Annotated in this window: 13 protein-coding genes; 2 read left to right on the top strand and 11 right to left on the bottom strand. The window is 34.7% G+C overall.

From position 1 onward, the window contains the following. Nucleotides 1-65: 65 nt before the first annotated feature. From NQQ59_RS22805 to NQQ59_RS22755, 11 genes are all read right to left on the bottom strand, one after another. Entirely contained in the window at nt 66-1,061 is a 996-nt protein-coding gene (locus tag NQQ59_RS22805) for an alpha/beta hydrolase (RefSeq protein ID WP_257698440.1), read from the bottom strand. A gap of 173 nt (nt 1,062-1,234) precedes the next feature. Next, nucleotides 1,235-2,233 carry a pectinesterase family protein gene (locus NQQ59_RS22800; protein WP_144212293.1) on the bottom strand — a complete coding sequence of 333 codons (999 nt, stop codon included), beginning with the start codon at nt 2,231-2,233 and terminating at the stop codon, nt 1,235-1,237. Nucleotides 2,234-2,267: 34 nt separating this feature from the next. Further along, on the bottom strand, nt 2,268-4,262 hold the full coding sequence (locus NQQ59_RS22795; RefSeq protein ID WP_144212291.1) for a family 43 glycosylhydrolase: 1,995 nt from the start codon (nt 4,260-4,262) through the stop codon (nt 2,268-2,270). 27 nt (nt 4,263-4,289) lie between these two features. Then, nucleotides 4,290-5,981 (bottom strand): glycoside hydrolase family 28 protein, encoded by a 1,692-nt coding sequence (locus NQQ59_RS22790; RefSeq protein ID WP_144212289.1) that lies wholly within the window; start codon nt 5,979-5,981, stop codon nt 4,290-4,292. Between the two features lie 22 nt (nt 5,982-6,003). After that, nucleotides 6,004-7,224, bottom strand: a complete 1,221-nt coding sequence (locus tag NQQ59_RS22785) for a glycoside hydrolase family 88/105 protein (protein WP_144212287.1) — start codon at nt 7,222-7,224, stop codon at nt 6,004-6,006. Between the two features lie 6 nt (nt 7,225-7,230). Continuing rightward, nucleotides 7,231-8,874 (bottom strand): glycoside hydrolase family 43 protein, encoded by a 1,644-nt coding sequence (locus tag NQQ59_RS22780; protein ID WP_144212285.1) that lies wholly within the window; start codon nt 8,872-8,874, stop codon nt 7,231-7,233. Nucleotides 8,875-9,043: 169 nt separating this feature from the next. Then, nucleotides 9,044-10,693: a DUF5123 domain-containing protein gene (locus NQQ59_RS22775; protein ID WP_144212283.1), complete on the bottom strand. Its 1,650-nt coding sequence runs from the start codon at nt 10,691-10,693 to the stop codon at nt 9,044-9,046. Between the two features lie 11 nt (nt 10,694-10,704). Then, entirely contained in the window at nt 10,705-12,600 is a 1,896-nt protein-coding gene (locus NQQ59_RS22770) for a RagB/SusD family nutrient uptake outer membrane protein (RefSeq protein ID WP_144212281.1), read from the bottom strand. A gap of 25 nt (nt 12,601-12,625) precedes the next feature. After that, nucleotides 12,626-15,847: a SusC/RagA family TonB-linked outer membrane protein gene (locus tag NQQ59_RS22765; protein ID WP_222104863.1), complete on the bottom strand. Its 3,222-nt coding sequence runs from the start codon at nt 15,845-15,847 to the stop codon at nt 12,626-12,628. Nucleotides 15,848-16,017: 170 nt separating this feature from the next. Beyond that, nucleotides 16,018-16,776 carry a hypothetical protein gene (locus tag NQQ59_RS22760; RefSeq protein ID WP_144212279.1) on the bottom strand — a complete coding sequence of 253 codons (759 nt, stop codon included), beginning with the start codon at nt 16,774-16,776 and terminating at the stop codon, nt 16,018-16,020. Between the two features lie 648 nt (nt 16,777-17,424). Next, nucleotides 17,425-21,753 carry a two-component regulator propeller domain-containing protein gene (locus NQQ59_RS22755; protein WP_144212277.1) on the bottom strand — a complete coding sequence of 1,443 codons (4,329 nt, stop codon included), beginning with the start codon at nt 21,751-21,753 and terminating at the stop codon, nt 17,425-17,427. A 326-nt stretch (nt 21,754-22,079) separates the two neighbouring features. Between NQQ59_RS22755 and NQQ59_RS22750 the strand changes: the two genes are divergently transcribed. Continuing rightward, complete coding sequence (locus NQQ59_RS22750) at nt 22,080-24,692, top strand: beta-glucosidase (protein ID WP_144212275.1); 2,613 nt, start codon at nt 22,080-22,082, stop codon at nt 24,690-24,692. 53 nt (nt 24,693-24,745) lie between these two features. After that, nucleotides 24,746-26,431, top strand: a complete 1,686-nt coding sequence (locus NQQ59_RS22745; protein ID WP_144212273.1) for a sodium/sugar symporter — start codon at nt 24,746-24,748, stop codon at nt 26,429-26,431. Nucleotides 26,432-26,476: the final 45 nt, after the last annotated feature.

Here is a 26,476-nt window from a genome sequence, read left to right as displayed (position 1 = left end):
GCGTAGATCAGCGTCTTTGCGAAAGCAAATCAGTAAAATCAGCGTTCTAAATATCTTCTAATATTTTATTTAAAAACTTTAGTTAAAAATTGATCTATGTATTGAATTGTCGGTTCAAACCAAGGATTGAAAAGACAAAAAGTATGTGGTGAATTCTCAAATTCGTGAACTTCAGAATAGATTCGGTTTTCTGTCAAAACTTTTCTGAAATCATCTCTTCCTGCATGCATTCTCGGAATCGAACTATTGATAAATAATGTCGGAGGTGTCGAAGCGCTTACAAAAGTCAAAGGAGAAGCCACTTCCCAAAGTTTTGGATTGTCATACATGGAATACCCAATCCACTGTGCACTTGCGCCAAAATTTTTAGGATCTTTTGCTTCACTGCTTTCGGGATGCACAAACGATAACGTTCCGTCAATATCAACTATGGCATTGATTTGAGATTTTGATTTTGAATTATTAATTTCTCCTTCAAACAAAGGCATATTTCCCGTTACGCCTACAAAAGCAGCTAATTGTCCTCCAGCAGAAAATCCGAGAGAAACAATCTGATTCGGATTTACATTATATTTTGCTGCATTTTCCCTTATCCACCGAATAGAAGCTTTTAGATCATAAATTGCAGCAGGAAAAAGCGCTTCTGTTGAAAGTCGATATTCTGGTGTAAAACAAACATAACCCAAGCTTGCTAATTTCTGCGCCATTTGATGATGTTGGTCTCTGCTTCCAGATCGCCATCCTCCGCCATGAATAAGGATAATGGCTGTTTGTTTTTCTTTTTTAGTTTTATTGAAGAAAACATCGAGTTTCATTTTACGTTTTCCATAACTGCAATACACGATATCGTTCTTTTGCACAACGTCATCAAAATGCATTTCGGGAACCAAAGTTGTGTTTGGAAAATGCTTTAACGTCTTTTTGAAGGCACTTTTATTATTGAAAGAAGTATCTCTAACTTGAGTTAATCCTTCCAAATATTGCGCATTCATCTTTTGAAGAAATACAATGCAAACCCAAATCAATATTGCTTTTAATTTTCTGTTTTGAATTATTATCATTTCTATTGATTAAATATCGTTACGTAATGTTTTTTTGTTTTCTACCATTAAGATATTAAGAGAGTTAACCTCAGCTTTGTCTTAAACCTTAATTGACTTCATTTCTTAATGTCAAGAAGAAAATTAAGCTTTATGCTAAACCTTAATACCTTAATCTCTTAATGGTAAAAAACTCAATTCGGTTTCCAATCTTTGAAAATCGCTTTCATCGAGTATTCTTTTTTAAATTGTTCTACAGAAAGCTGATGCGACCAATTAGCTCGTGAAGCTGTATTTGCTCCCGCTCCTCTTGATTCATATTCGGCGTAAAAAGTTGTTTTTTCTGCTTCTGGTTTTCCCCAATTATTCCATCCAAGTGGTTTTATATGTGAACCCATTTCACATTTTAGAAATACGGTTCTGGCATAATTTCTCCAAGGTCTTCCTAGGAAATAAGAATTGTCTCTAGAATTCGCTGTTAGTTTACAATTTAGAAATACAAATCCGTATGAATTGGATTCCGGCGTATTGGCAGCAGTAATGTAAGAACCTCCTTTTTTAGAGAAGATTTCACAATCCTCAAAAATCACAGTTGAACCTCCAAAAATAAAGTCCGTTGTTCCCTCGATATAACAGTTTTTATAATATTGTCTGCTGCCACTTTCTCTTGGATATAAAGTATCTTGAAAACCAAGAAATTTACAATTCTCGAAAATGATTCTATCTCCATCGATTCTTACAGCAACGGCTTGCCCGACAGGACCAGATGAATTCTCGAATGTAATATTCTGCGCTTTAAAACCATTCCCCGTAACAATAAAACTTGCCGATCCAGAAGTTCCAATTGTTCCTCCTTCACCATTTGATTTTGAAGCATAATCATCGTAAGTTAGAATGACATTTTCTTTGCTTTCTCCAATCAGCGTCACATTGTTTTTGTTTAAAGCCAATTCAAGTTTTTCTTTATAAATACCATTTTTCACAAAGATTTTAGTTTCTGAAGTTTTAAATAAAGGCACCGCATTAAAAGCTTCCTGAACAGTTTTAAAATCTCCTTTTCCGTTAACATCTACAATAATGTCATAAGATTTAACTTCTTTTGGAATTTCTTTAGTTGGAGTTTTTACAACATCATTTCTAAATGAAAAGTTCAGAAAGAAAATAGCGCTTAATAAAAATTTGAATACTATCATTTTGTTTCTTTTTTATCTAATGAAAATCATATTGTTATTCGAAAAAGAAGCTTTTTACTGAAAGACCCTGACATTGTCCTTTAAAAACAAAAAACAATTTTTCTTTTTCTTTAATTTCTTTTGAGTTTATATCAAATGATTGTACTTCCCATTGATCTTTTTCCTGATTTTGCAATTCACATTTAATAATAAGCTTACCTGATAAAACACCTTTTCTAATTTCAACAACAGCACCTTGTTTGGCGTTTTGGATTTCAATTTTGAATTTTGAAGGCTGTTTCTTAAAAGTCAGATTATTGAAAACCATCCAATCGTCTTCTTTTATTTCTGATACATATTGCATTGGACGTTTCGCAATGGGACGAATCAACTGCATTCCTGAGCGATCATCATATTGAGAAAAATCTACTTCTGAAAAAGCATTGTAATGATTTCCTCTCTGCGTTCCTTCTAATCTGAAAAAGTCAAAATCGGCATAACCATTACTATTTCCTTTCATTACATTATAACAGAATAAAGTGTGGCGAATACCTAGAAATCCCCAGAAATTTGAAACTAGTTCATCTCCAAAACGATTGTATTTTTTATCATCAAAACTGTAATAGAAAAGAATCGAGCCTTTCTTGGTTATTTCCGTTTTCAGATAAATCTTTTGTCCATCAATTTTCAGGCTATTCAAAACATTTTCGTCTTCAATGTTTTTTCCACCTTCGTGAATTTCTAAATAAAAACTACTTTCTTTTTTAAAAACACCTAACTGATACATCTGACTTCCCATAATACCGCTTCCTGCAAAATCACCCTCTTTCAGTCCATTAACGTCTAATAAAACAGTGCTTGAACTTAATGCAGAAACTTTTTGTGTAAGCGAATTTCTAGCGGTATAAAATCCTGAAGCATATTGCGAATAGATTCTAAAATGACCTGAATGATCCGTAAGACTCCATTTATCCCTTTGAGGAACATGATTAAACTCCCAAACCTGTTTAAGTTCTTTTGAATCAAAATCATCTGATTCCTGAGGATATTGCAATTCTGTTTTCGCTTTTACTGCAGGCTTTTTGTACGTTACAACTCCTTTTTCCGATTTTCCGTCAGGACCAACAACAGGCCAGTCATTCACCCACTTCATCGGATATAACATCGGACATCGACCTAAATAATCTTTGTCCTGAAAAGTGTAAGCCCAGCTTTCTCCTTCAAGAGTTTCGATATAACCTCCCTGATGCACTCCTGCACCAGCATAATTAATATCATCTTTGATCAATAGTTTTGTTTCATAAGGCCCTAAAAGATTTCGAGATCTGCTTACCATTTGTACTCCATCATAACCCATCGCAGGATTAAAAACATAATACCAACCGTTTCTCTTGTAAGTATGACAGCCTTCAAAATATCTTGAATAATTTTCTGGAGCAGTAATAATTAAAGTTCCGTTATCATCAGGATTCAGTACATCAGTTCCGTCATCTTTTATTCTGGTGATGAGAATTTTATTCATTCCGTGCGTTACATACTTTTTACCATCTTCATCGATAAAAAGTCCAGGATCGTATAAAGGTTTCGAAAACTTATGCATCGTATAAGGTCCCTCTGGTTTAGTACTTTTAAACATGACAAAACCATCGTCTTTGATATTAACTCCTATATAAAAAATACCCTCATGATATTTAAATGTTGGTGCCCAACAAATTCTGCTATATGCCGTTTTGCCATCTTCCATTCTATATTGAGGCTGAAAAGTAATACTGTCATAAGCGTGTCCAATATTTTTCCAATTAATCAAATCTTTTGAATGCAAGATTGGAATCCCTGGCATTGCTACAAAAGAGGAACTCACCATATAATAATCTTCTCCGACTCTGATAATATCAGGATCGGGATAATCGGCACGGAGAATTGGATTGGTATACGTACCGTCTCCATTATCAGATGAAAACGAAGATGTTTTGTTGTCTTGCCAATTGCTTTTATGCGAACTGCAACCGACAACAAATACTAATACCAATAAAAGAACACTATTTTTCATTTCTGTTTTTCTTCTAATTGATGCTTTTTATTCCAAAACTTTTACTTCACTTTTAATAGATTCTAAAACTTTTAAATCTTTATTAAAAACCATTTTCTTTCCATTTGTTTTTAATGAAATATCTTTTGTTTCTAAACCACCAACCCAAAACATCTGATTTTCTCCAGTCGATTTTAGTCCATCCAAACTCACGTTTTTGCTGTTTGAAAAACTTACCGCAATTCCAGGTTTGTCTAATCTTAAATCAAGGTTTTTAAATGCAATTTTGCTTGCGTAATTTAACTGAACTCCGACATCTGAACGGATAATCATATTTTCAAATTCGATATTGGTAACTGGCATTTCTGGAATTCCCATGATTTTTAAAGCCTGAGATGCACCGTTTACATAAATGTTCTTGAAATACATATTTTTAAATGCAGGCGTTTCCTCTGTAATAGGTTCTTTAGCAACGGTTACTTCTCCCGTTTCTTTATCTTCTGATAATGATTTTCCGAAATAATACAAATTGAAATTAATAGCGTCTGTTGGAATATTATTCATACGAATGTCTTCCATCCAGATATTTTCTACCACTCCGCCACGTCCCCTAACCGATTTAAATCGAAGTCCGCAATCTGTTCCATTAAATGTTAGGTTTTTAGCGTAAATATTTTTAACACCGCCAGACATTTCGCTTCCAATGGTAAAACCTCCGTGTGCGTGATACACCACACAATCCGTAATTACGAATAATTCTGTTGGTTTTGCTCGATCTCTTCCCTCTTTATCTTTTCCAGATTTAATGCAAATCGCATCGTCTCCAACATCAAAACGACAATTGGTTACGGTTCCTATTCTGCAAGATTCCAAATCTAAACCGTCGCCATTCTGAGAATACCATGGATTGCGAATTGTTAAATTGCGTAAAGTCAAATGCTCACACATTAACGGATTGACATTCCACGCAGGAGAATTTTGAAATGTAACACCGTCTAAAAGCAGTTTTTTACAATTGACCAAACTGACCATAACAGGACGAAGCGCTTCTTTGTAAGGTTCCATATTTTCTACGGTTTCCTTTTTAGGCAATTTATTTCTTTCCTCATTTCCTTCATAAGCTCCTTTTGAAGGATACCAGATTTTACCGTCTTTAGATAAAACACCACCAGAGTTAACCAAATCGCTCCATTGTCCAGCGGTCATTTTTCCGATTTTGACTGGTCTCCAAACAAATCCATTTCCATCAAAAATTCCCTGACCTGTAATGGCAATGTTTTCTAAATCAATTCCCATAATAGGCGATTCGCAACGTATGACTTTATTTCCTTCAAAATAAGATTCGATCAGTTTATACTGTTTTAAATCGCTTGTAAAAGAAACAAAAGCACCGTTTTGCGTATGCAGATTTACATTGCTTTTTAGTTTGATTGGTCCTGTTGTCCAAAGTCCTGCAGGAATTACTACAACTCCTCCACCAGATTTTGAACATTTTTCAATTGCCGAATTAATAGCATTGGTACAAAGCTGTTCTGTATTAGGAATTGCGCCAAAATCAACAATATTTAATGTATCGTTTTTAAACTTCGGAATTTGTACTTCTGGCATTTTAAAAGGAATTTTCAAACCTGAATTGGCTTTTTTTTCTGCCACATTTAAAGTTCCTTTCTTCTGACTAAAACCAGCTAAAGTCGTAAGAAGAAATGCTGTTATCAGAAGCGTACTTTTAATTTTTATCATAATCGATTGTAATTTTGAAACATTATTTTTTGTCTTGAAACTTTTGCAATTCGATACCAGCCAGAATATAAGGTCCAACAGCTTTTGCATCGTCTTCTCTAATAGGTTCAGAAATATAGTATTCGAAAGAACCGTTTCTATCTTCAGGATTTTTACCTCCTAATCCAGCAACAGCACAACATTTTGTAATCGAAATGGTTCCGTCTGTATTGTCTTTTATAAATTCTTTCTGAATTCCGTTAAAACCTTTTTGTGCCGATTTCAAGAACTTTTTACCCACATAACCTTTGTTATACGCTTTTGTAAACGAATACACAAACATTGTAGAACAAGTTGATTCCAAATAATTTCCTTTTCTTCCTGGCTGATCCATTACTTGCCACCAAACACCTGTTTTAGAATCTTGAGCTTTTAAAACAGCATCAAAAACTTTTTGAACGATTTTGATTAAATCTTTTCGTTTGGGATGATTTTCTGGAACAAAGTCTAGAATATCAACCAAAGCCATACAATACCAGCCTTGTGCCCGTCCCCAAATATGCGATGAAGTTCCAGTCGTTTTGTTCGCCCAGAATTGTACGCGTTTTTCATCATAACCATGAAAATTCAATCCTGTTTTAGCATCAAATGTGTGTTTCTGAATTAATTCTGCTTGAAGAATAGCATCGTCAATTGCTTTTGGATTATTGAAAACTTGTCCGTATTGTGCTGAAAAAGGATCGGCCATATAAACGCCATCCAGCCACATTTGCCACGGATAACTTTTTTTATGCCAATAACCTCCATCAGAATTTCTTGGATGTCCTTCTAATTGTTTGTGCAAAACATCCATTGCGATTTTATAGCGAGAATCGTTGGTCTTTTTATAAATATCAAAAAGTATTTTTCCTGAATTTATAAGGTCTAGACTGTATTTATCAATTTCATATCCGCCTTGAATATTTCCATCTTTATCAATTAATTGTTCGGCATACGAAAGTCCGTAGTCCCAATATTTTTGATTTTTGGTATAATCATACAATTTCTGATTCGCAAGAGCTACTAAACCATTTGTATAATTCCATTTAGGATATTTTACACCATCCAAAAACACTGGATTTGGAACACGTTTCTGATCTGAATCGGCCATTTTTATTGCCCATTCAATTGGAGTTAATTCTTTTTTATCTTTTGATTTTGATTGTCCAAATGAAATCAAACCAACGAACAAAGCAAGACAACAATATTTGATTTTATATGTCATAATTTCTTAATTTTCTTCAACTCTAAACCAATCGTAATCGGCGTAACTGCTGTCGTTAATAATTTTAGATCCCGTTGCAAAAAGTCCAATTTTAGCACCAACCCATCTTCCTGCACTAGGTTTAAATGATTCTCCTAGCTTTTTGAAATTCTTTCCATCCAAACTATAATAAAAAGTTACTCTTGCATCAAAAGGTTCTTTGTTTTGAACCATTTCTACTTTGGAACGCAGATAAACTTCTTTTTTATTTACAGGAATTGATACTATTTCTTTCTCTAATTCTTTAGAAGTTCTAGCGCTTTTCATAGAACGCTGTACCAAATTCAAATTGCCTATTTTATCTTGTTCAATAGCGATATAACCATAATCTTCACCAAATACAATCAAACCTGAACTACAAACTCCTGCATCTGGATTATTTTCGAAAGTCAATTTTGTTGTTGCAGTAAAATTGGCTCCAGGGAATTTTTGCAATAACAGATTCGGCATCATCCACATGGTTTTTATTCCTTCTTTCCTCGGAATACAATTCAAACGTAAAAATCCAAGATTTGCCGATGACCATCCCCAATGTTCCGCAGGATCTTGATTCGCCTGCCATTGCCATTGTAATCCAAATTGATGGCTATTAAATTCATCAGAAGAAATTAATGGAGTTACTGGATAATTTTTGCCTACGTTTGGTTTAGTCCATTCCATAACAGGTTCTCCAATTCCGTCTTTATTAGCATCTTTTCCCATAATTGGCCAGCCGTCTTTCCAAGTTACAGGTTGCAAATGAACGACACGTCCATAAGCCCAACGATCTTGAAAATGTAAAAACCATCCATCCCCGTTTGGCGTTTCGACATAACCGCCTTGATGTGGCCCATTAACAGGTGAATCTCCTTGGTTTAAAACCACTTTAAACTCATAAGGTCCCCAAACATTTTTAGAACGCATTGCCAATTGCCATCCTGGTTTTACGCCTCCCGCGGGAGCCATAAGCCAGTAATAACCATCGCGTTTGTACATTTTTGAACCTTCTACTGTAGTATGTCCTTTATGACCATCAAAAACTAAAGAAGGATTTCCTATTAGTTTCGTTCCGTCTGGTGTCATTTCAGATAACATCAAAACTGTTTTTACATTGGCACGGCTTCCTGCAAAAGCATAAGATAGATAAGCTTTTCCGTCTTCATCCCAAAACGGACACGTATCTATAATTCCTTTTGCTTCTTTTACCAAAACGGGTTCTTCCCAAACACCAGCAGGATTTTTAGTCTTTACCATATAAATTCCGAAATCAGGATCGCCCCAGTAAATAAAGTATTCTCCGTTATGATAACGAATGGACGGAGCCCAAACACCATCGCCATGACGAACCGTACGGTAATGTTCTATAGGAAACTGATTTTGTAATGCATATCCAACCAATTCCCAATTTACAAGGTCTTTTGAGTGAAGAATAGGAAGTCCCGGAACACTATTAAAACTAGATGCCGTCATGTAATAACCGTCTTCTCCAGCGCAAACATCGGGATCAGAATAATCGACATGTAAGATTGGGTTTTTATATTTTCCATTTCCCAAATCAGCGTTCCAGCCTTGTGCACCTGCCCCTATATACCAAAATAATCCTAAGGTCAGTAGTAATTGTTTGAATTTCATTGTATTGATTTTTATTATATAATTCGCTTCATTAAAATATCTTAGAACAATCCTTGACATTTTAAAGTTTCTTTTCTTTCACAAATTAGTGAAACACAGTACATAGAAGTATCCCCAACCACAAGGATACTTCCTGAGTACTGAAACCACTTAACTTAATTAACAAAATTTATGGCAACCATCTTGTATCTCCTACTCTGTTGGTTACAATTGGAGAATTTGAATCTTTGATCATCAAATTTCCGTTTGCCGGATCTACAAATAGATTTTGAGCACTGATTCCTAATTCCGTTCCTTGTATAGCAGCTGCTCCAAGAAGGTAATTTGTTGTTGTATAATTGTTACCGTATGTTGTAGGTGTATTGGCTGCAATTGCCTGAATCACTTTTCCACAAGCAGATGCCATCAAAACATTTTTAAAGATTAAAGTAGAACCTACAGCATTTGGTATATTAATTAATGATCTGTTGTAAGCATAATCATAAATTGTAATATTTTGATACTCTAAATGAATTGGATATGCTGATGTACCATAATCAAATAAGTTTTTAAAGTTTCGATTCTGATCTGTTGTCTGATAGTAATCTCTCATGAAAGTACAATTAGAGAAAACCGCTTTTTTCACATTATCAGCACCAGCTGAACCAAAAACAAATGTTCCATAAGGGCCTGTGTGTCCTCCAACCTGATCAAAAGTACAATAGCTCATATCAAAATTGCCAATTTCTTTGTACTTACCACTTCCCTGATGTCTCCAGAAACCACGTTTGAAATAGTTGAAAACACAATTGTAGAAAGTAATTTCATCTACTTTCCAAGCTGTTCCACTATTGAAGAAGTAACTCGCATCGATAGTTTGATAGAAACGAATGTTTTCGAAAGCTAAAGATGATAAATAAGAACCTTCCGCAATATTCCAGTTTCCGTTCATTTCAATCTGAGGACGTTCTCCCTGAGTTCCACCTGTCAGTTTAAATCCTTTAGAAATAGTGAAAGGTGTGATTTTAAACAATGAGCCCGCTTCTAAGAAATACTCTGTTCCTTCTGGCACTGTAGGATCGTCATTATTCGTTCTTAACAAAGCATCCAAATCCATTCCTTTTGTTACAATGATAGTGGCTGCTGATGGTCCTGCAGAACGGAACGAAACCTGATTATAAGGTTTATCATAACGTCTTGGTTTAATATTATCGAAGATGTTTACATTGTATAAGGTATTTTTCTCTAAACCTGTTACGGTTGCTTCACCTCTCATCATTTCTGATGGAGTAAGTTTACGTCCGATAGCAGGAATTTCTGCAGATTGTGCAGGAGCGACAGAGATACTGTCAACTGGATTTTTTGAAGAAACTGCCCACGTTACCGTAACATCTGTCTCTGTAATATTTACTCTTTCTATTGGCTGTAAAATAGGATCAAATGCTGGACGATCTTCTGTCAGAGCACTTGTGTATGCCCATTGTGAGTTGTGTTCTCCATTAACATGATTCGATCTTACCCTGATATAAAACTGTGTCTTATATGGAATATCATCCATCAAAATTTGGGTATCTGTTATAGTATACGATTTATAAAGACTTTTGTAATAATTATCTAAATGTAGTTCTACCGTATAAGATGCCGCGTCATTTACTTTGTACCAAACCACCGCAATTGAATTACTTTTTACTAAAGGCGCTGTAAGGACAAATTTTGGCTGGAATAAATCATCTACTGGTTTATAACGAAATTCATCATTATCGCAAGATTGTAGTATTACTCCAAAAACAATTATTCCGATAAGAAATAAACTGTAAATTAGTTTTTTTGAATTTTTCATACTTGATTCAATTAAAAATTAAAACCATAAAAATTTTGAATGGCTCCTCGATGATCTGTAATCACCTTAGATGGATAAGGACATAAATAACGCAACGGATCTGTTGGAGATACCGATGAAGCATTATTGTAGTTTATAAATCCTCTAAAACTCCATTTAATATCGTTTCTTGGCTCATAACTTGCCGTGTCATTGTTTAATGCGTACCAACTAACCGCAAATGGAAAGGCTGTATATCCTGCAGGATTTGCAGTCACAACTTCATCAATTCCTTTTATGTCTAAAATTTTTCTGCTTGAATTGGCTGGATCTGTAACAAGTTTGTAATAAATACTTCCTGGAACTTGGTCGATACCTGGTACATAAGCACCATTTGCTACACGTCCCCAATTGTATAGTTTATTGTATTGATTGTAAATTACTTCGCTGAATTTATTCCAACGAGCCAAATCGAATTTACGTTTGCTTTCTCCACCAAATTCCCATTTACGCTCGTCCATAATCGCTTTAAAGAATAAATCTGGAGATGTTTTAGACTGTACATAATTGTCTACTTTTTCTCCCCAATCAGCTTGAGCGAAAGCTCTTCGGCGTACACGTTTTAGACATTCCTTAGCATCTTCGCGTGGACCAAAACGTTCGTTTACTGCTTCTGCGTACATTAAAAGCACATCTGCAAAACGCATCCAAGAGAAGTTAACTCCTGTACCTTTTTCGCTACTACCACCTAAAGGACTTGTCATATAAAGCTTAGACCATTTACCAACTGCCAAACGAGCCAGATCCAGACGAATCTCTTGATTCAAATTTTGATCGTATGAAAACGGTGCACACGTAACATCTCTTCTTAAATCTTTTTTATCAAATGAAAAAAGATATTCACCGCATAAACTAAGAGATCCAGAAGCAGAACCATAAGGATGGCTTCCTGCAGTAATCGGAATTCCAGCAAAATAGCCGTACTCCCCTGTAGAATTTTTTAACATTGGAATAGAGAAAATTACATCATCATTAACTGGTGTTTCCCAATTGTTTTGTTTAATCCAAAACTCTCTAAAACCTAATTTTAAATCATGTTGTCTACCTTGAATTACTTTATCTAAATATTGGATTGCGATATCGTAATACTGTTCGTAGTTTTTACCTCTTTCCATATGTCCGATATTAGCAGGATTATTTTCGTCTGGGCGAAGTGTCCAACCTCCTCTTGTCAAGGCTAATAATCCGATCAGACCTTGATTAAAACTTTTAGAAGCGCGTTCTACACCAAACTCAATCTCACTGGCATTTTTCATTAAAGGTTCAACTGACTTCAAATCATCAATTAAGAATTCAAGAATTTCATTTCGGTCTGTTGTGCCTTGAGCAAAATTCTCATCTCCTGTTGAAGATTTTGTACGAAAAACAACATCTCCCCAGATACGAATCATATCCAGATAAACCATTGCGCGAATTGTTTTCACCTCTCCGTACATTTGAGTAATATTAGAAGGCTGTGATTTTGGATCTACCTTATATAAATCTGATCCTTCAATACCTTCAATTACATCATTAGCTGTATTGATAATTTTATACATGACATTCCATGTAGAATTTAAAGTCGTCCAATACGGTTTTGGGTCATAACATGCAATATCAGAACCGTTACCATTTACAGTATTAGTAGAAATACCAGACATTTCTACGTCTGTATTCATGTTAAAAACAAAAGCAAGGCGATTAGCATATGCATCATCTGTAAGCATAAGCGTATATACACCTGCAACAGCAGATTGGATGTCTTTTTCTGATTTAAAAACTTCTGCCTGAGTAAAACCTGATCCAGGTTGAACATCTAGATACTCTTCACACGCTGTAAAAAACAGTGTAAAAACTAACAGAAAACTAAATAATATCTTTTTCTTCATCATTACGTGATTTAATATTGTTTAATTAAAATGATAACTGTACTCCAAAAGCGTAGTTACGTGTTCTCGGATAAGAGTTATAATCAATATTTGGTGTTAAACCAGTTTCTAGATTTACATCAGGATCATAGCCTGAGTAGTTTGTCCAAATAAATAAGTTGCTTCCTGTAGCGTACAATCTCACTCTGCTTAATCCTATTGCCTTACTTTGTTGTTTTGGAATTGTATAACCAATACTCAAGGTGTTTAATCTTAAGAAAGATCCATCTTCAACTGCATAAGACATGGCAATTGGACGACCAATACTAACAGGATTCCACATTGTAGCGTTTTCGTTTTGTTTTGCTAACAGTTCTGGTGAATAACGAAGGTCGTTCCCCATATCATCGTAGTTTCTCCAACGTTTATCAAGTCCTACTTCCATACCAAAATTATTTTGGTTGTTTTGGTAAAAAGAAGTCATCATAATCTTATTAGCATTGTATACATCAAAACCATACATGAAATTGAAGAATGCTGTCAAATCAAAGTTTTTCCAAACTGCATTTACACCAAATCCACCAGAAAAATCAGGATTTGTGTCTCCAATTACTTTTCTGTCTTTATCTCCAATTACATAACTATTTGGATCAGAAGGATCAGTAGGGGTTAATTTTTTAAACTTAGCACTTCCTGGAACTGGTTCTCCTGAAAGATTTTTTGAATTAGCAACTCCTTCTTTTAATTTCCAGGTTCTAGTCACCGCATCAAAAGACTCAAAATCGTCCATCTTATAGAAACCATCGTTTACAAAACCGTAAATCAAACCTTTTGTTCCACCTACATACGCACGGTAATCATCATCATTTAGGAGTTGTGTTCCTGCCCAGCCTGAACTTAATATCCATTCTTGTTCTCCACTTGCCAGTTTGTCAATCTTATTTTTATTGTAACCGATATTAAAAGTCAAATCAAGCTGAAAATCTTTTTTTCTGATCACGCTACCATTAAGAGCAAGTTCAACACCTTTGTTAGAAGTTTGTCCAACGTTTGTCATCATTTTAGTAAAACCTGAAACAGCAGCAATATCAGAAGGCACTAATAGATCTTTTACTGTGTTATAATAGAAATCCAAAGTTCCTGTTAATCTTTCTTTGAAGAAACCAAAATCAACACCTGCATTTGCTGTATAAGTCGTTTCCCATTTTACGTTTGGATTGTTAAGATATTGACTGTTGTAAAAATTGTAGTAGTACTGATTTTGTTCTCCCCAACCTACAGAACGATCTCTCGAAACACCATAGTATTTTGCATATAAATCAGCTTTTATTCTATCATTTCCAGAAGCTCCATAACTCAAACGCAGTTTTAAGTTCGAAACTGTTTGGCTGTCTTTTAAGAAACTTTCATTAGAAACTCTCCATGCAAAAGCTCCTGCTGGAAAAACTCCCCATCTATTTTCAGGTCCAAACTTTGTAGAACCATCCGTACGAACAGTAAACGTAAACAGGTAACGATCATCATATCCATAATTAGCTCTTCCAAAGAAAGAAGAAATTCTATTTGGTGATTCTGCATTTGATCCATTTTCAAAAGGAGTTCCTAAAGCCAGATTATCTAACGCTTTTGCACCTGTTATGTCTTCAGGAAAATAACGTGTACGATAAAATTTCGCTGAAGATTCCTGATCTTTTATCTCCTGTCCAATCATTAATTGGAGATCGTGACGTTCTTTTAATTTAAAACCATAGTTTAAAACGTTATTCAACTGCCAACGTGGAGACTGCGTCATAGACCAATATACAACTGGTAAATTGTTGTTGTCTGTTGCGGTACGAGTATCTATACCCCAAAAACGTCCATCTTCTTGATACTTATATTCATAACCAAAAGAAGAACGTAATGTTAAACCTTTTCTAATTGTCCAGGTTAATGCTCCTTGAGTATTGAAAATTCTCGTAATACGTTTACGGTAATTTTTTTCAGCTTCTTCAAATGGATTAAATCGAGGTTTTATCTGATAATCATCTGGATCAAAGTATGTGTTATCATCCGGTAACGTCATGTAATCCTGTAATCCTGCAGTTGGTGCTTCGCGTAAAGCTCTAAGCAAACTTACACCGTCTGTTCCCGAACCATCAATAGTTTGGTTCGTTAAACGGGTTTGATATTCAAATGTTAGATTGTCAGTAAGTTTTGAGTTCATAATTAAATAAACATAATTCTGACGCATTCCTGTTCCTACCAAAGCTCCTGGCTGATCCTGATTTACGAAAGTGAATTTGAATTTCGTTTTTTCGCTTCCACCATTCACATTAATATCTGTATATCTCGCAATCGGATTACTCCCAAAAATTTCATCCTGCCAATCTGTTCCTTTGTTTCCTTTATAAATGTATAATTCGTTTGCTTTGCCATACATATTATAAAATGCCGTTGGATTTGAACTTCCTTTACGTGCATTTTCATATTGCAACATCACAAACTCATAAGGATCCATTACATCCAAATGATTCGCAAGCGTTTTAATCTGTGTATAATTATGAATGTTTACCGAAACTTTTCCTGCTTTTGGAACTTTAGTAGTAACAATAATTACCCCATTAGCACCTCTCGCACCGTAAACCGCTGTTGAAGCTGCATCTTTTAAAACTTCTACAGATTCGATATCTGTTGGCGGAATATCATTTAAGTTAGCCACCTCAAAACCATCCACCAAGATTAAAGGCGAATTGTCTTCAGTGATAGAACCTCCACCACGAATTCTAATTTTCACATCTGCTCCTGGCGAACCATCAACAGTTGTAACCTGAACTCCCGGAAGTCTTCCTGTCAAAGCTTCAGCAACGTTTGCTGTTGGTACTTTTGCCAGTTCGGTTCCTTTTATACTTGCAATTGCTCCTGTTAAGTTTTTACGTTTTTGTGTACCATAACCAATTACGACAACTTCGTTCAATTCACTGTTCGATTCTTTCATCTGAACCGTAATTCCAGAAGTGCGACCTTTTAATGCTACGGTCTCATCTGTTAGACCAATAAATTTAACGATCAGGACAGCCGTTTGCGGATCAGTTACCGAGATACTGAATTTTCCATCAAAATCTGTAACTGTATTGGTGTTTTCATTTTTTACAATAATAGTGGCGCCAGGAATAAGTCCCATATTATCCCTTACTGTACCTGTAACGGTCACACGCTTCTGAGCATAAGCACCACCTGTTAAAAACAGAATAGCCAAAATGCTCCAGATATATTTTTTTATCTTCATAACTAGAATATTTCTTGAATTATTTTAAAAGCCAAGTTTTAAGATTTCGATACCGAACAGCAAAAGTCAACACGATGACTCATCATCATAATTGCTTATTCCTGCCTATACGAATCCCTCAAGGCTACTAATTTTAGATTGTAAGTTTCTGAGTATTTTAAACAGATTTTTTAAAGCTCATTCAAAAAGAAATCGGCATTCGTTACCTTGTTAGCTTCAATTGCAAAAGTTCCTTCTATTTCTTTTGTCTTAACAACCTGCATGTTCTGATCTAAACATTCGATTTTTATACGAACATTATTAGCGGCTTCATCAGTTTGAAATAAAATAAAATCTTCTGCGTAATTAATACCACCACTGGTCGTTGCTTTGCTTCTTGTCACAAACATGTCTTCTTTTACAAAAGTTCCGTCCGAAACTTTATAACCGCTACGTTTTACGGCTATCGTTGTTTTGATTGTTGTGTAACTTCTATCCGCTGTAATATCCAATGATTTCAAACGAAGTATTCCCGTTCGCGTCACAATGTTTAAGGTTAAAGGATCATTAAAAGGAGAAGCGTACGGCATCGCATCTGAAAGATTTACATGTTGATTAGCCAATGCCGGCTGAGGAACAATAAGATCATTCAAATTGATTGGAGACGGAATCATCTGTTCTGGAAAATCTGATGCTACAAATTTGTATTTTCCATCATCTAGTGAAAAACGATAAAGTGAACTGTAGTTAGCAAAATACTCTCCATTGTCTTTGTAAATAAAAAGCGGTCTGGTCGAAATTCCTACGTTCAAATTCCAAGGCACTCCATTTAACTGAAAATCTAATGTTTTTACCACAGAGCTTTCATATTTAAAATCGTCATTGGAACAAGAACTTAATATAAAAAGCAATAACCCTGCTCCAAATATTAGGTGTTTAATGATTTTCATAACAACTAAATTTAAAAATGAAGAGTATTGGTCTTTTTACACTTTTTACAGCTATCAACAGAAAGCTTAGGTTTTGAGAGTTGAATAAATAATTTGGTTTGGTTCATAATTTTGGTTTTAAGGTTAGTTAGTAAAATATTAGTTAAGATTGTAAAGCAAAACTAGAGATATCACTCCTTAAAAAGGGGTAAATATTGCTTTTCGAAAAGGGTTAAATCGCTATTTAAACGGGTAAAATCAGTTATTTACTAACTTTTTCTTACTTTTTTTATTTATTGCAGAAAAAATATCATAAATAAAAAAAGATATCGTAAAGCATACTTTTTCTATCATTTTCCAAGGTTGAAATCTTTGGAAATTTTAATTAAGGATTGTGAATATAAATCCTGGAGAGGAATACTGAAAACAATACATTATGTCCCCAAGGTTAAAACCTTGGGCTATGTTTAATAAATATTGTGAATATAAATCCTGAAGAGAAATATTGTGACAATACATTACGTCCCCATGGTTAAAACCTTGGGCTATATTTAAAAAGGATTGTATATAAATGCTGGAGAAAAACATAGCCAATGATTTCAATATTTGAATAAGACTCATTGCGTTCCAAATATTGAAATCATTGGCTTTTATTGAAAAGGATTTTGATTAACGAAATTGTCGACGATATTCAGCTGGAGTAAAATCGTATTTCGATCTGAAACATTTTCCGAAGTATTTAAGATCATTAAATCCTACTTCAAAACAGATTTCTTTTATTAGTAAATCATCGTCTTTTAAAAGTCTTGCTGCTTCGCTTAATCGCATATCTCGAATAAAAACAACAGGAGAAGCCCCAGTAATATTTTTGAGTTTATTGAAAAAACTGGCGCGTGACATACACATTAATTTTCCTAATTCATCAACAGAAAAATCAGAATTCGACATGTTTTCTTTTACAAAGTCAATAACCTGAAACATAAATTTCTGATCTTTATTCGAAATTTGAAGCGGTTCTTCTTTAGAAATTTCAATAGTACTGCCACTTGAAAACAATTGTTGCAAACGAGCACGCTGTTCCAGCATATTTTTGACTCTTGCTTTTAATAAACTAACATTAAAAGGTTTGGTTACATAATCGTCTGCTCCATACTCTAATCCTTCCAATTTACTTTCTATTGATGATTTTGCACTAAGTAAAATGACAGGAATATGGCTCGTTGATAAATTATCTCGAATCAATTTCAACATTTCAATTCCGTCTTTCTCAGGCATCATAATATCACTGATAATGAAATCCGGTAAAATTTCTTCTGTTTTTATATATCCTTCATCGCCATTTTCGGCAGTATAAATCGTGTAATCCGCTTCTAAGATAGAAACAATAAAATCACGCAATTCTGGATCATCTTCTACAATAAGTCCGATTGGATGTTCTCGACGTAATTCTTCTGGTATAATTATTTCGTGTTCTAGTTCAAATTCCTGATTTATTTCATCAGAAAAATGTTCTTCTGTTTCGTCTAATAAAATATCTACATCACCTTTAAAATGCTGATATCCCTTTAAAAATGCAATTTGAAAACTACTTCCTTTTCCTTGAGTACTATCTACCAAAACTTCTGCCCCATGTTTATCTGCAATATCTTTTATAATAGAAAGTCCAAGACCGGTACTAGGATTGGATAGGTTTTCATTATAATTTGAAAATCGAACAAATAATCTCTTTTGAAGATTTGGACTAATTCCAGGACCATTGTCATTTACCGTTAAAAACACATGTTTTTCTGATTCTTCTACTTTTACTTCAATCGAATCTCCTTTATTGCAATATTTAAAAGCATTAGAAAGTAAGTTGATTAAAATCTTATCTAAACTATCTGGATCTGCCCAAACTTTTGGGTTTGATGGAGCGATATCTACTTTCAGATTGATATGGCTCTGATTGCTCATTTCTTCAAAATCTTCACACATTTGCGAAACAAATTCTCCTAAATTGATTTCGCGAATAGCTAGTTTTTTATCTTGAACTCTTCTCAAATCCAAAATCTGATTGACTAAATTCAATAATTTATTACTACTTTTTTCAATAATTCTAAGCTGACCTTTTGTAGATTCTTTTATATCATTGTCTGAAAGAATCACTTCTAAAGGCGCTGTAATCATAGTAAGCGGTGTTCGAATTTCATGCGAAATATCAGTAAAGAATTTTAGTTTTAAATCGCTCATTTGTTTCTCCAGCTTTACATCACTACGCAATTTTAAAATAGTAAGAATAGCTCTATTGACTACGAAAAACAAACCACAAGCCAATACCAGATAACAGAAATAAGCAAAATTGGTTCCCCAGATAGAAGGACGAATCGTAATTTTGATTTGTCTTTCGTTATCCATCCATAAATTATGACCATTGGTTGAAGAAACTAAAAGTGTATAAGTACCACGTCCTAAATTGGTATAGTTAATAGATTGTCCACCTTTAATATAGTTCCATTGTTTATCAATTCCTTCCAGTTTGTAGCGATATACAATATTTTCGCTTTTTAAATAATCCAAAGCTGAAATCTGTACTCTAAAAAAATTCTGATTGTGTTCAAGTGTCACTTCTTCCAACAAATCAGCATTTTTGGGAGTTTCGGGATTTATTTCATGCAATTCTTTATTGTTTACTAAAAATCCAGAAATCGCCAAATAAGGTTTAAAATGAAATGGTTTTATATTTTCTGGTTTAAAATAAATTACCCCATTTGAGTAACCTATAGCTATTTCTCCATTTGGAAGCTTACATTTTGTTGCTTCAGAAAATATTTCTGTACCAATAATTGATTTTAATTCAGGGAAGGTCTCAGCACTGTTGTTTTTAGGATCAAAACGTACAATTTGATTGTCGCTCATGAGCCAGATCTTTCCGGCTTTATCTTCCTCAATAGCTACTACTCCTTCCACAGGAAAAGAAACCATTTCATTCCAAATCGATTTAACATTCAATTGCCCTTTCTTGTCTAAGTCAGCCAATATCAACCCCATACCGTTGGTTGCCAATGCCATCTGATTGTCGTGCATTATCACAATATCCAAAATATCATTTCCAGAAACCTGCGAATATTCCCTAAACTGAAGTTTATCAACTGACTTTTTATCTTCTGAAAAAGAAAATAATTTATAAGAGGATATAAAAAATATTTTATGGTCTTTGTTTTCTACTATAGAACGGACTTTATCTGCCGTTTTTATTGGATAATTTTTTAATTCATTTTTGAAATTAATAAATCGAAGTCCGTTGTTTGATTCGCGAACAATATTTACACCACCGCCCCATGTTGCAATGTAAATTTCTCCATTTGTAGCCTGAAATACTTTAAAAATATCATCGGAATTAATACTGTAATTATTCTTTTCATCATATTTATAATGCACCACTTTATACCTGAAAGCCTGATCTGTTGGAGACAAACGAAACAATCCGTTTCCTCTCGTTCCTACCCAGATTCTGCCTTTATTATCTTGCAACATACTGTAAATATCAGCTCCCCAGTTAGGACCCGATGCTGATAATGTTCCGTCAGAAGCCAAAAATCCGATTTTATTTTTATGAGCATCAAACAAAGCAATTTTCTCTTTACGACTGCCTACCCAAAGATTTCCTTTGTTGTCTCTCATCAGACTTCGCACATTATGCTTATGAGAATTTCCAGATGAATCTAAATTTAAAGTCGAAAAATTACTATTACTAAAAGTCACTAAATCTAATCCTTGTTTAAAAGAGCAAAACCAAAGATTTCCTAATCTATCAAACATCGCAGTATGCATCAAATCTGAAATAGATTCCTTCGATTCTCTTATACATCGAACTACAGAACATAATTTGTTGCTTTTTTCATCCCAATACGAAAACGGAGCATTACTGGACTGGATCCAGACCGTTCCGTTTGGCGAAGTAAGCAGGAAACTTTTTCTTTCTCCTCCCGCAGCTGCAGAATCACTATAATCAACAGGCATGCGTGTTATCTTTTTAGTTTGCAAATCAAACTGAAACACACCTTCACCTGGGCCTTCAAACCAAAATTGTCTGGAACGTGTTGAACCTAAATAATTGATTTTTTTGTTCGGAAATCCCGCTAAACTTTTATTATTATAAGCGTCTAACCTGCCCGTTTTTAAATCATAGAAATAAAAAACCTGACCTCCTGTTACAATTAACATTTTACTATCTGCAACAAGCTCTGTATAAACAATATCTTCCTTAATGTCGATTATAAAATCAAAAAAAGTACTTGCTTTTTTATTGTATCGTACAAGTTCCCCTTTGTTACCTCCAAATATTATATCTTCTTTTGTTTCTAAAAATGAATTAAACAAATTAGGTTTTCCGTTAAAAAAGAAATATTGAGGTTCTGCACCAGATTTATCTAATCTACAAATACCTGCCTCGGTAAAGAACCAAGTTATTCCATGTTTATCTTCAAAAATGTCACGGATTTTTCCACAACGCTTTGCAGGATCGAAAGCAATTTTTCTAACTTTTTTATTGGCTTCAAAAGCAATTAGATAATTTTTTTCTTCGGGAAAAAGCCAAACTCTTCCTGAAGGCATTACTTTAAAATCTACAAATGCAATATTGGCTGCTTTTAAAGGTCCTTCTTCAATTGGATAATGAAAACTTAACTGACGGGTATCGAAATAATAAATATCATTTTTTTCGGACTGAATCCAAATTCGATCACTATTATCAAACTTAAATTTAAAGACACGATTGGAGATTAAATCCAGAGAGCCATTTTGTTTGACTCTGAATTTTTGAAAAGTACTTCCATCGTAACGGATCAGTCCATTAAAGGTAGACAACCAGATAAATCCCTTTTTGTCTTGCTGAATATCCAAGATACGCGATTGTCTTAACTTCAAATCGTTTGCAAAATGAGTCAGTGTCCCAGAAGGTTGAGCAGTACATAAAATAGTAATCCAATAAAAAAAGAATACGAGTAGATTTCTTTTCATTTAAAACTTTATAAAATTAAGCAAATCACAAAAATATCAAAATTCCTTTCCTAACCTAAAAGAAGTCTTTATTTAAGCAAAATACCACCATAAAAATAGTGATTTATCTCCCTTTTGCATTTCAACCAAAATCATAAAAGATTAATACAAAGCTTTATAACACACTCTAAATAGCAATTTATCCTAACTTTAGCAGTATAAAAACATAATTTTGTGAGTCGGCAGAAACTTAATAGTTTACTCTCTTTAAATCCTTGTTAATTCGTATTTCTATTTTCTTAAAAACAGGAATCAAAAAATAATAAATCTAACACTATCCAAAACCTATGAAAAGAAAATCCATAGTTATTGCGTTACATTTTTTTGCTTTAACCACCTTTGCGCAAGAAAGTTTTCCGTACAAAAACCCTAATTTACCAACTGAGCAACGTGTTAATGACTTGGTGTCAAGAATGTCATTAGACGAAAAAATCAATCAATTAATGGATTCTGCTCCTGCAATTGATCGTTTAGGAGTTCCCGAATACAATTGGTGGAATGAATCGTTGCATGGTGTTGCACGTGCAGGATATGCAACTGTTTTTCCGCAATCTATTTCAATTGCCTCTTCTTGGGATCGTCAATTGATATTAGAGGTTGCCAACGCGATTTCTGATGAAGCTCGTGCCAAACATCACGAATATTTAAGAAGAGGACAACATGGAATGTACCAAGGCTTGACATTCTGGTCGCCAAACGTAAATATCTTTCGTGATCCACGTTGGGGACGCGGGCATGAAACATATGGAGAAGATCCGTTTTTAACAAGCCAATTAGGACTTAATTACGTAAACGGACTTCAAGGTACAAATGACAAATATTTAAAAGTAGTTGCAACGGCCAAACATTATGCAGTTCATTCAGGACCAGAGCCATCTCGACATTTTTTCGATGCTAATACAAGTGATATCGATCTTTATGAAACTTATCTTCCAGCTTTTAGAACTTTGGTAAAAGACGGACATGTTTATTCTGTTATGGGCGCTTACAATCGTTTTAGAGGAGAATCGGCTAGTGCGAGTCCATTTCTTTTTAATATTCTTAGAAATGTTTGGGGATTTAACGGCTACATCGTTTCGGATTGTGGTGCTGTAACCGATATTTGGAAATACCATAAAATTACAAATGATGCTGCAAGTGCTTCTGCGTTGGCGGTAAAAAATGGTTTGGATTTGGAATGTGGCAGTAGCTTTAAGTCTCTAAAAGAAGCTGTTGACCGCAAAATAATTTCAGAAGCCGATATTGATATTGCTGTGAAACGTTTATTTACAGCTCGTTTTAAATTAGGAATGTTTGATCCAGACGAGATTGTTCCTTTTGCACAAATTCCATATTCAACGAATAATAATGCAGCTAATGATTTTCTTGCTAGAACAGCTTCACAAAAAAGTATTGTTCTTTTGAAGAATGAAAATCATACACTGCCTCTTTCTAAAAATATCAAAACAGTTGCTGTAATTGGCCCAAATGCTGATGATATTCAATCGTTATGGGGAAATTACAGCGGAGTTCCAAGTAATCCTGTTACTGTTTTAAAGGGAATTCAAAATAAATTAGAACCAAGTACAAAAGTTTTATATGCCAAAGGAACAGACTTAGCAAAAGGAGTTCCTGCTATGAAAATTATACCATCCATATATTTTCAAAATGAAAACGGAACTCAGGGATTAACTGGAGAATATTACGACAACAGCGAATGGAGCGGAAAACCTCTTTTTACTCGTACAGATGATAATGTCGATTTTCATTGGGATATCAACACGCCTGATCCTCGTTTAAAAATGGGAAATTATAGTGTAAAATGGACAGGTTATCTTACGGTTCCAAAATCGGGAACTTATAATATATCGGAATGGTCAAAACCTTTTATGACTGTTGAAATTGAAGGCGGAAAAAGTACGGGCGGAAAAAACAATCACCATCCGCGTTTTCGTCCTCAGAAAATAGATTTAGTACAAGGAAAAAAATACAAAATAGAGATTAAATACCAGAATTTCTACGGAGATGCCATTGCGCAATTGTTATGGGCTGAACCTCAAGAAAACTTAGTTCAGGAAGCGGTGCAAAATGCCAATCAAGCCGATGCTGTAATTTTGGTTTTAGGATTGAATGAGCGCTTAGAAGGCGAAGAAATGAAAGTGGAAGCAGATGGTTTTAATGGCGGTGACCGAACAAGTCTGGATCTTCCGGCCAATCAAGAAGAACTGATAAAAGCCGTTAAAGCTACTGGAAAACCTGTTATATTGGTTTTAATTAACGGAAGTGCGCTTTCTATCAATTGGGCAAATGATAATCTGCCTGCTATTTTAACAGCTGGATATCCGGGGCAACAAGGCGGAAATGCGATTGCTGATGTTCTTTTTGGAGATTATAATCCAGCAGGAAGGCTTCCTGTTACGTATTATAAATCAGTAGATCAGCTTCCGAAATTTGAAAATTATGATATGGAAGGAAGAACGTATCGTTATTTCCATAAAACACCTTTATATCCGTTTGGATTTGGTTTGAGTTATACTACTTTCAAATATTCTAACTTACAGCTTCCAAAAGACTTCAATTCTGATGCAGATTTTAAAGTTTCTGTTGATATCACCAATACAGGAGATCGCGATGGTGATGAAGTGGCTGAATTGTATGTAAAAGATGAAAAAGCTTCTACTCCACGTCCGATTTGCCAATTAGAAGGTTTTGAGCGCATTCATCTTAAGAAAGGAGAAACAAAGACCGTTAGTTTTATCATTACGCCAAGACAGCTTTCTATGATCAACAAGAAAAAACAACGTGTGGTAGAACCAGGCTGGTTTACCATTTTTGTTGGAGGAAAACAACCTGATGGTTCTAATGATATTCAAAGCGGAAGAATAAACTTTACGGGCAAAACAATTACGCTTGAGAAATAACCTTTTACAACTATAAAACTAACTATTAACCACTTTATTAATCAAATTTTACAATGAACCAAAACCTCGCTTTCGCAGACTATGCGGTTTTTATTATCTACTTTATCGTAGTCTCTGTCTACGGTTACACCGTTTATCGCAAACGTAAACAAGACGAACAAGATGCTAAAGCTTACTTTTTGGCTGAAGGAAATTTAACCTGGTGGGCAATCGGGGCTTCTCTTATTGCTTCTAATATCTCGGCAGAACAATTCATCGGAATGAGCGGTGAAGGTTTCTTCTTAGGAATCGCTGTTGCTGCCTACGAATGGCTTGCTGCTATTGCTCTTATTATTGTAGCTGTATGGTTTATTCCTGTATATCTTAAAAACAAGATCTACACGATGCCACAATTCTTAAAAACTCGTTACAACGAATCTACTGCTCTTATTATGGCGGTTTTCTGGTTGTTCCTTTATGTTTTTGTGAACCTGACTTCTATTTTATATTTAGGAGCTGTTGCTATCAACGGTCTTGCGGGAGGAGAATATCTTCACGCTATTATGATCGGTTTGGCTGTTTTTGCTTTATTTATTTCTCTTGGAGGAATGAAAGTTGTGGCTTACACAGACGTTATTCAGGTGGCTGTATTGATCATTGGAGGTTTGGTAACTTCTTACATCGCTCTTACAACAGTTGGACAATACTTTGGTGTTGGTGAAAATGCAATTGCAGGTTTCAAAGTTTTGATGAAAGAAGCTCCTGAGCATTTCAAAATGATTATCCCAAAACCAACTGCAGCATCTTCTCAACTTGAGATTGACAAATATTTGACTTTCCCTGGGTTGTTATCTTACGCTGCTGGTATCTGGATCATCAACCTGAACTATTGGGGATGTAACCAATACATTACGCAAAGAGCACTTGGAGCAGATTTACAAACAGCTCGTACAGGAATCTTGTTTGCTGGTATGTTGAAATTATTAATGCCATTAATCGTAATGCTTCCTGGTATTGCTGCTTACGTTTTATATACAAACGGACATTTACCTCAATTGGTTGGAGGAAAAGACGGAGCTTATTCTGCTGTATTGACTTTCCTTCCAACTGGATTAAAAGGACTTTCTGTTGCGGCTTTAACTGCTGCAATCGTAGCATCTTTGGCTGGAAAAGTAAACAGTATTTCTACAATTTACACATTAGACGTTCATAAAAAATACATCCAAAAAGAAGCGGGTGAAAAACAACAGGTAAACATCGGACGTCTTGCTGTATTTGTTGCCATGCTTTTAGCGGTTTTATTTACATGGAACGACATCTTAGGAATCGGTGGTGTTGGTGGATTCACCTACATCCAGAAATACACAGGATTCATCAGCCCTGGAGTTTTTGCTATGTTCTTCTTGGGTATGTTCTGGAAAAGAACTACTGGAACAGCTGCAATCGTTGGGGTGATCTTAGGATTCTTATTATCTGTTTTATTCAACGAATACGCTCCGGCTTTATTTGGAAACGATACACTTTTATATACAGCTTACGCTAACGGAAAAGGAGCTTTCGAAATTCCGTTCCACATCTGTATGGGATTATCATTCTTGTTTACAATGATTGCCATGATCCTGATCAGTTTCGCTGGACCAAAAGTAAACCCTAAAGCATTCGAGACTGAGCCTGGAATGTTTAAAGTACAACCGCAAACAACTGTTCTTATTGTAATTACGTTATTGATCATTGTAGCGCTTTATGTTAAGTTCTGGTAGCATTATCAAAGATTAAAGTAAAAAATGGCTGTCAAGAATGACAGC

This window comes from Flavobacterium panacis, from assembly GCF_024649945.1.
Classification (GTDB): domain Bacteria; phylum Bacteroidota; class Bacteroidia; order Flavobacteriales; family Flavobacteriaceae; genus Flavobacterium; species Flavobacterium panacis.
This window is presented reverse-complemented; position numbering and strand designations above follow the sequence as displayed.